An 8,629-nucleotide genomic window follows, 5' to 3' on the forward strand; every position below is an offset into this window, starting at 1 on the left:
GATTGGATATGGCGTTTAGCTGGCGCACAACTTTCCGTTCCGGAATGCTTCGCAAACGTTAACGGCTGTCGCCGACATGAAAAGCGTTCAAAACTCTTCCGAAAATTCTAAAATAGTGACAAACAAGCAAAATACCCTACCACTAAATCAAATTCTTCTAACAGACTGTATTAACTTACTAAAAATTCTTCCAAATGAATCTGTTGACTTAGTATTTTAATCACCTCTCTACAATTTAGGAAAAGAATATCAAACGAGAAAAGGCTTAAAAATTTATCTCAAAGAACAAACTATTATTCTGCAAGAATACACTATAATTCTGAAAAATACAGGTTCTCTATTTTGGCAAAAAGGTACTTTTGATAACGATATTTGGTATTACTTCTGAGTAAACGTCCAAACCCCATTCCAATTGTGAGGCACACCAGTTACCATCAACTCATCAATTCTTTCTAGATAAAGTTGAGCCGTTTTATCTGAAGAATTAACATCTTTAACTTTCCCAAAATAATCTTTAGCAGAAACTAAATCTCCTAAACGATAACACTCTAAACCTAATGCAAAATCTGCCTGAGTTTTTAACCTTAATTCTCGCACATAATCAAGCTCACCATCCAGAACTTCATAAACATTAATCGGTTCATCTCTACCCTTAACAGATGCTCGGTCTAAAAATCGAATTTGATATTTTTGCGGNAACATCTTTAACTTTCCCAAAATAATCTTTAGCAGAAACTAAATCTCCTAAACGATAACACTCTAAACCTAATGCAAAATCTGCCTGAGTTTTTAACCTTAATTCTCGCACATAATCAAGCTCACCATCCAGAACTTCATAAACATTAATCGGTTCATCTCTACCCTTAACAGATGCTCGGTCTAAAAATCGAATTTGATATTTTTGCGGATTTTTTAAACTCTTAAAAGCTGACTCAGAAATTAATAAAGAAACACCATAAAACTTAGTCAAACCTTCCAAACGAGCCGTCAAATTCACATTATCAGAAAGTGCATCTCCAGACATCCGACCTTTCTCTCCAACTATACCAACCATCATGTGACCCCAATGAATACCTATACCAATTTTTATTGGGGGAAAATCTTCTGCTTTTAGGTTCTGATTATGTTCTTGTAATTTCTGGATTTGAGCAATAGCTGCTTGCACTGCATCATCAGCGCCATCCGGGAATACTGCCATAATGCCATCTCCCATAAACTTAATAATTAAACCATTGCGATCGCGTATTTCTGGACAAACCTGTTCTAAATAATTATTAATAAAAGCAAAAGTTTCTTGAGAAGTCATCTTTTGAGATATGGTTGTAAAAGAACGAATATCAGAAAAGAAAATTGCCATTTCTTTACTTACTCTGTCTCCTAAATTGACATTAATAATACTTTCTTTAGCGAGTAATCTTACATATTCGTGAGGAACAAAACGTTCATAAGAGTTAGTAATTTTTGATAATTGAATATGAGTTTTGACCCTCGTTAATAATTCATCTTTAGCAAAAGGTTTAGTCAAATAATCATTAGCACCAAATTGGAAACCCATAACTAAATCGGCAATTTGATTTTTAGCAGTTAACATTAAGATTGGCAAACTCTGGGCTGGATATTTTTCTCTGATTTGAGCGCAGACTTCATAACCAGTTATATTTGGCATCATTACGTCTAACAAAATCAGGTCAAAATTCTTATGCTTTTCCAAAGCAGCTAAAGCTTTTGTTCCGTTTAATGCTTCAGTAACCTTATAGTTATTTGCTTTTAAATGGTTTGTCAAAACTTGCACATTTATCGGTTCATCATCAACAACTAAAATGTGAAAATCACTATTCGCTAGATAATTTTCATTGGGTTGGATGTCTACGGATGTTTCTCTCCCTTCAATCAGATAACTAGCATCGTTAACTCTGGGAACAGGAAGACTAGATGGATCGGCTACAGATTTTTGAGAAATGGGTAGTGTAAAACTAAAACTAGAACCTACACCAACCTCTGACTCGACAGAAATCTTCCCACCCTGGAGTTCAACTAATTGTTTGGTAACAGCTAATCCTAAACCTGTACCGCCGTATTTTCTAGCTGTGGAACCTTCTCCTTGTTCAAAAGATTTAAAAATGCTTTCGAGTTTATCACTCGGAATACCGATACCAGTATCAGAAACTGTAATCATTAGTTCTGGAAATTCCTGCTGACTTTGATTAAAGTTTTCTCGATCCCAGGGTTGGCGAGCAGGGTGTATAGGATTATTGGTAATTACTATAGCTGAGATTTCGACTTTCCCAGAGTCAGTAAATTTAATAGCATTACCAATTAAGTTATAGAGAATTTGTTGCAGACGGTTTTCATCAGCACAGACGAGAGGTAAATTTTGGGGAATAGCATTGATCAACTGTAGATTTTTACTTTTACTAACCAATAGATTTAAGGTGACTACTGTTTCTACGACTGCAAAAACATCAACCGCTTTAATTTGTAATTCTAGTTGATTGTATCTAATTTTGGAAAAGTCAAGAATGTCGTTAACTAAATTAGAAAGACGACGAGCGCTAGATACAATCATGCTTAAGTTGGAAGTGATGGTTGTATTGAGATTTTGGGTTGGTTCTCCTAGAAGAAATTCACCAATACCAATAATCCCATTAAGTGGGGTGCGGAGTTCATGGGAAGTGTTTGCTAAGAATTCGTCTTTGATGCGGTCTAATTTTTTGAGTTCTTGGTTTTGTTCTTCCAGGGTTTCAAAGGAGCTTTTAAGTTGGTTTGCCATGCGGTTAAATGACTGAGCGAGTTCTCCTACTTCATCCCTACGATGAATATCAAGTTGGTTTTCCCATTTTCCTTCGGCAATTTTTTTAGCAGCAGAATTAACTTGTAATATTGGTCTCGTAATCCAGTAAGCAGTAATTATCCCTACTAAGATAGCTACAACTAGAGCACTAATACTTAATAGAATAGTAGTTTTAGTGTTGGCTTCTATTTTTTGCATAAAGTCACTTTCAGGAACAATAACAACCACTAACCAATCAAGATTGCGTCCGTCTTTAACCGGCATAATACTTGCATAGTACCACTTTTTATCGATCTGAAAATTAAGTTGTTGGCTGCGATTAACTTTTTCTAAACTACCAAAGGTTTTTTCTAGATAGGTTGCTGTAGCACTGATTATAGTATTACCACTATCAAAAGCTGGCAAGCGAAAAATAGAACGCTTGCCATCAACTTCACTAATTAGAAAAGGTTTGGGAATTGCCGAACTACCAATTAAATTTCCCGATCGCTCCACAATAAAGCTTTGACCATTAGGACTAATCTTTAAGCTATTGAGGAATTTTGCCATCTCCGTTAAGCTAATTTGACTAGCTAAAACTCCTATTAAATTACTATCAGAATCGAAAATAGGTTGAAGAGCAGCTATCTCTAAAGATGTGTTATAACCAGCAAAGGCAGAATAAATAGGGCTTGATGTAGGTTTACCCATTTTTTTTGCTGCTTGATACCAGGAGCGAATACGCGGATCGTATTCTCTAACTTTTAAGAATTTGCCTATCTCGCCATCCTCCTCTAACAAATAAACTTCACGCAATGGTTGGGTAGCTGTAGTCCGAATTTTAAAGACAATATCTTCTTCATTCTGAGGATCAATTTTAACGCTCATATATTCCCCCTGTTCATTACCAAAAAAAAGATTGGTTTTCCACTTCTTCTGTTCGATAATTTGCCAAAAATAGATTCGCATTGCAGCAAAGTCGTAGGGATCAAGGTTGCCACTGGTAATAGGATCGCTAATTATTCTGAGCATTTGATGAGGTTTATTTATATAATCTAAAACGTGTTGCTGAATACGAATACTAATTTCCAAAGTTAACTTACTCGCCAAAGTCTCAACAGATTGACGTCCATTAGTAAAAGAAAAATATCCTACTAATCCCACAGCAGTTACAATTTGCAGAATAAAGGGGACAATAAGGACAGTTTTTAGGGGAAGTTTGTTAAGCATTTTGCCCAGTTTTTTTTAGGAGCCAGAAGTCATAAATTATACCATTTCTTATTTTAACAAAAGGAAAGGATATGAATTGATGGAAGATTTTGTTAGTTAGAGAAAATCTATAGGAAAGCAACTATCTTTGTTTAATAATTTACATCTGCTAAAAAAAATATTACTAATAAATTTTATAGAACCCCTGAAGGGATCTATTAGACATCTACAGAAAATAGGGAGTAGGGAGTAGGGAGTAGGGAGTAGGGAGTAGGGAACCCACTCCTAACCTCTCTTGGGAGGGGAATAATTGATGATGTATGTAGGATAATTGATTTCCTGTGTTCTTATCGAATATATCTTTATTATGTACTTATATCAAATCCGCTCGGGTTCGGTATATAGCAGTCGAAGCAAAGGTTAGGACATTTCTAAACCCTGAAACAGTTTGATAGTCTGCTGTTCCCTGTTCCCTGTTCCCTATTCCCGATTCAAGTAGCGCTATAACAAAACTTTCATCTTCATATTAGCGTGTAAATCTTGATAAATTCTCTTTCCTCCTGACTTCCCCTCCTCCGGAGGGGTTAGGGGTGGGTTGACTCCTGAGGACTGACTCCTGTACAAAGANAGGTTAGGACATTTCTAAACCCTGAAACAGTTTGATAGTCTGCTGTTCCCTGTTCCCTGTTCCCTATTCCCGATTCAAGTAGCGCTATAACAAAACTTTCATCTTCATATTAGCGTGTAAATCTTGATAAATTCTCTTTCCTCCTGACTTCCCCTCCACCGGAGGGGTTAGGGGTGGGTTGACTCCTGAGGACTGACTCCTGTACAAAGATACCTTCAGGGGTTCTATATATTAGACATCTCCGGAAAATAAATAAACCTTTGAGTTAGATATGCTCAAGAAAGAAAAATCAACCATAAAAAATCCTTTTTCATGCCTTTTTCATAAAAATATCTTGCCAGTTAAGCGTTGCCAGTTAAGTGTTCCCTACTCCTCCAAAAAATATATATCTTTTTCACGCCTAGGTCTATTATGCTATTCAATCACTTGCTATTCATTATCCATTATTAATTATTCCTTACTTCTGAGTAAATTCCCAAACCCCTTCCCAATTTTTAGGTACACCACTTACCATCAACTCATCAATTCTTTCCAAATAAAGTTGAGCTGTTTTATCTGAAGAATTCACATCTTTAACTTTCTCAAAATAATCTTTAGCAGAAACTAAATCTCCTAAACGATAACACTCTAAACCTAATGCAAAATCTGCCTGAGTTTTTAACTTTAATTCTCGTACATAATCAACTTCACCATCCAGCACTTCATAAACATTAATCGGTTCATCTCTACCTTTAACAGATGCCCGATCTAAAAACCGAATTTGATATTTTTGCGGATTTTTTAAACAGTTAAAAGCTGACTGAGAAATTAATAAAGAAACTCCATAAAACTTAGTCAAACCTTCCAAACGAGCTGTCAAATTCACATTATCAGAAAGTGCATCTCCAGACATCCGAGTTTCCTCCCCAACTATACCAACCATCATGTGACCCCAATGAATACCAATTCCAATTTTCATCGGCATCCAACCTGTAGATCGTAGAATTTGATTATATTCCTGTAATTTCTTGAGTTGAGCAATAGCTGCTTGGACTGCATCATCAACGCCATCTGGGAATACTGCCATAATCCCATCTCCCATAAATTTAATGATTAAACCATTGCGATCGCGGATTTCTGGACAAACTTGTTCTAGATAACTATTGACATAAGCAAAAGTTTCTTGAGAAGTCATCTGCTCGGATATAGTTGTAAAAGAGCGAATATCAGAAAAGAAAATTGCCATTTTTTTACTAACTCTATCCCCTAAATTAACATCTAGAATATTCTCTTTCGACAATAATTTCACATATTCGTGGGGTACAAAACGTTCGTAGGAGTTAGTAATTTTTGATAGTTGAATATGAGTTTTAATTCTAGTTAATAACTCATCTTTAGCAAAAGGTTTAGTTAAATAATCATTAGCACCAAATTGGAAACCCATTACCAAATCAGCCACCTGATTTTTAGCAGTTAACATTAAAATAGGCAAACTTTGGGGAGGGTATTTTTCTCTAATTTTAGCGCAAACTTCATAACCAGACATATTTGGCATCATTACATCTAGCAAAATCAGATCAAAATTATCTTGCTCCTCCAAAGCAGCTAAAGCTTCTTTTCCATTTAATGCTTCAGTAACTTTGTAGTTGTTAGCTTGGAGATGATTACGCAAAACTTGAATATTTATCAGTTCATCATCAACAACTAAAATGTGAAAATTACCCTCAGCTAAATTACTTTCTATCGGTTCGCTTTCTGGAGGTGTGTCTACTTGATCAATCAGATAGCGAACACTATTAACTGTAGGAGTAGTAAGACTAGGGGTATCTGCTACAGGTTGTTGAGAAATGGGTAGGGTAAAACTAAAACGAGAACCGACACCAATCTCTGACTCTACCCAAATTTGACCGCCATGGAGTTCGACTAATTGTTTGGTTACAGCTAACCCTAAACCTGTACCGCCATATTTCCTTGCTGTAGAACCTTCTCCTTGTTCAAAGGATTCAAAAATACTTTCTAGCTTATCAGTCGGAATACCAATACCAGTATCACAGACAATAATTTTTACTTCTTGAGATTGCTCTTGACTTTGACTGGAGTCTTCTGAGACCGAAAGTACACCAGGAGAATGTACAGAATTATTGGTAATTACTACTGCACAGATTTCGACTTTACCGGACTCAGTAAATTTAATAGCATTACCAATTAAGTTGTAGAGAATTTGTTGTAGACGGTTTTCATCAGCACAAACAGGAGGTAAATTAGTGGGAATAGCATCTACTAATTGCAGATTTTTATTTTTGCTGACCAAAATTTGATTTAAAGTAACTACTGTTTCTACTACTCCACGGACATCAACAGCTTTAGTTTGTAATTCTAGTGTGTTATGTGTAATTTTAGAAAAGTCAAGAATATCGTTAACAAGATTTGAAAGACGACGAGCACTAGAAACCATCATAGTTACGTTAGAAGTAGTTACAGGATTCAACTTACCTGTACAACCATCTATCAGAAATTCACCAATACCAATAATACCATTAAGTGGAGTGCGTAGTTCATGGGAAGTGTTGGCTAAAAATTCGTCTTTGAGGCGATCTAATTTTTTNAGTCAAGAATATCGTTAACAAGATTTGAAAGACGACGAGCACTAGAAACCATCATAGTTACGTTAGAAGTAGTTACAGGATTCAACTTACCTGTACAACCATCTATCAGAAATTCACCAATACCAATAATACCATTAAGTGGAGTGCGTAGTTCATGGGAAGTGTTGGCTAAAAATTCGTCTTTGAGGCGATCTAATTTTTTTAGTTCTTCGTTTTTTGCTTCTAGGGTGCCAAAGGAATTTTTGAGCTGGAGCGCCATGCGATCAAAGGACTGAGCAAGTTCTCCTACTTCATCGCCACGGTGAATATCAAGTTTATTTTCCCACTTACCTTCCGCAATTTCTTTAGCCGCAGTATTAAGTTGTAAAATTGGTTGGGTAATCCAGTGAGTAGTAACTATCCCTACTAATATAGCTACAGTCAGAGCAGTAACACTCAATAAAATAGTAGTTCTGGTATTGGCATCTATTTTTGTCATGAAGTCATCTTCAGGAACAACAACTACTACTAACCAATCAATACCCCGTCCGTCTGCAACTGGCATAACACTTGCATAGTACCACTTTCCATTAATAGGGAAATTGAGCTGTTTGCTGCTATCTACTTTTTCTAAACTACCAAATGTTTCTTCTAGGTGGGTTGCAGTCACGCTTACCATACTATTACCACTGTCAAGAGCGTGTAAGCGTTCTATTTTTCTCTTTCCATCAACTTCACTAATCACAAAAGGTTCGAGAATTTGGGAACTAGCAATTAAATTTCCAGATCGCTCCATGATAAAACTTTTGCCATTAGGACTAATCATTAAGTCGCTAAGGAATTCTGTCATCTGCGTTAAGCTATTTTCATTACCTAAAACTCCGATTAAATCACCGTCAGAATCAAAAACAGGTTTAACTGCAGCTATGTCTAAAGATGTGTTAGAACCAGAAAAGGCTGAATAAATAGGACTCCATGTAGGTGTATNAATTCTGTCATCTGCGTTAAGCTATTTTCATTACCTAAAACTCCGATTAAATCACCGTCAGAATCAAAAACAGGTTTAACTGCAGCTATGTCTAAAGATGTGTTAGAACCAGAAAAGGCTGAATAAATAGGACTCCATGTAGGTGTATCCAGTTTTTTTGCTGCTTGATACCAGGGACGAATACGCGGATCGTACTCTTTAACTCTTAATAGTTTGCCTATTTCGCCACTCTCATCTAACTGATATATTTTACGCAGTGGTTGAGTCTCTGTAGTCCGAATTCTGAAGATAATATCTCCATTGTCAGGATTAATGTCAACGTTAATAAATTCTCCCTGTTCATTACCAAAGAAAAGCTCACTTTTCCACTTCTCTTGCTTGACAATTTGCCAAAAGTAGAGTTGCATTGCCCTAAAGTCATAAACATCAAAATTCCCACTGGTAATAGCATCATTGGTTATTCTTAGGAC

Annotated in this window: 1 protein-coding gene and 4 pseudogenes; all 5 read right to left on the bottom strand. The window is 36.1% G+C overall.

Annotation, left to right across the window (positions count from 1 at the left end; translation table 11 throughout):
• Positions 1–378: 378 nt before the first annotated feature.
• Positions 379–696 (bottom strand): annotated as a pseudogene (locus AFK68_RS21690) (adenylate/guanylate cyclase domain-containing response regulator); the annotation flags it as partial.
• Position 697: 1 nt separating this feature from the next.
• A pseudogene (locus AFK68_RS21695) lies at positions 698–4,000 on the bottom strand (response regulator); the annotation flags it as partial.
• Between the two features lie 1,064 nt (positions 4,001–5,064).
• The coding region (locus AFK68_RS21700) for a response regulator (protein WP_246844338.1) at positions 5,065–7,191 on the bottom strand (2,127 nt) is incomplete at its 5' end.
• A gap of 1 nt (position 7,192) precedes the next feature.
• Positions 7,193–8,021: pseudogene (locus tag AFK68_RS46020) on the bottom strand (histidine kinase dimerization/phospho-acceptor domain-containing protein); the annotation flags it as partial.
• A gap of 138 nt (positions 8,022–8,159) precedes the next feature.
• Positions 8,160–8,566, bottom strand: a pseudogene (locus tag AFK68_RS46025) (guanylate cyclase); the annotation flags it as partial.
• Positions 8,567–8,629 lie beyond the last annotated feature (63 nt).

This window comes from Hydrocoleum sp. CS-953 (assembly GCF_002260545.1).
Lineage (GTDB): Bacteria > Cyanobacteriota > Cyanobacteriia > Cyanobacteriales > Microcoleaceae > Trichodesmium.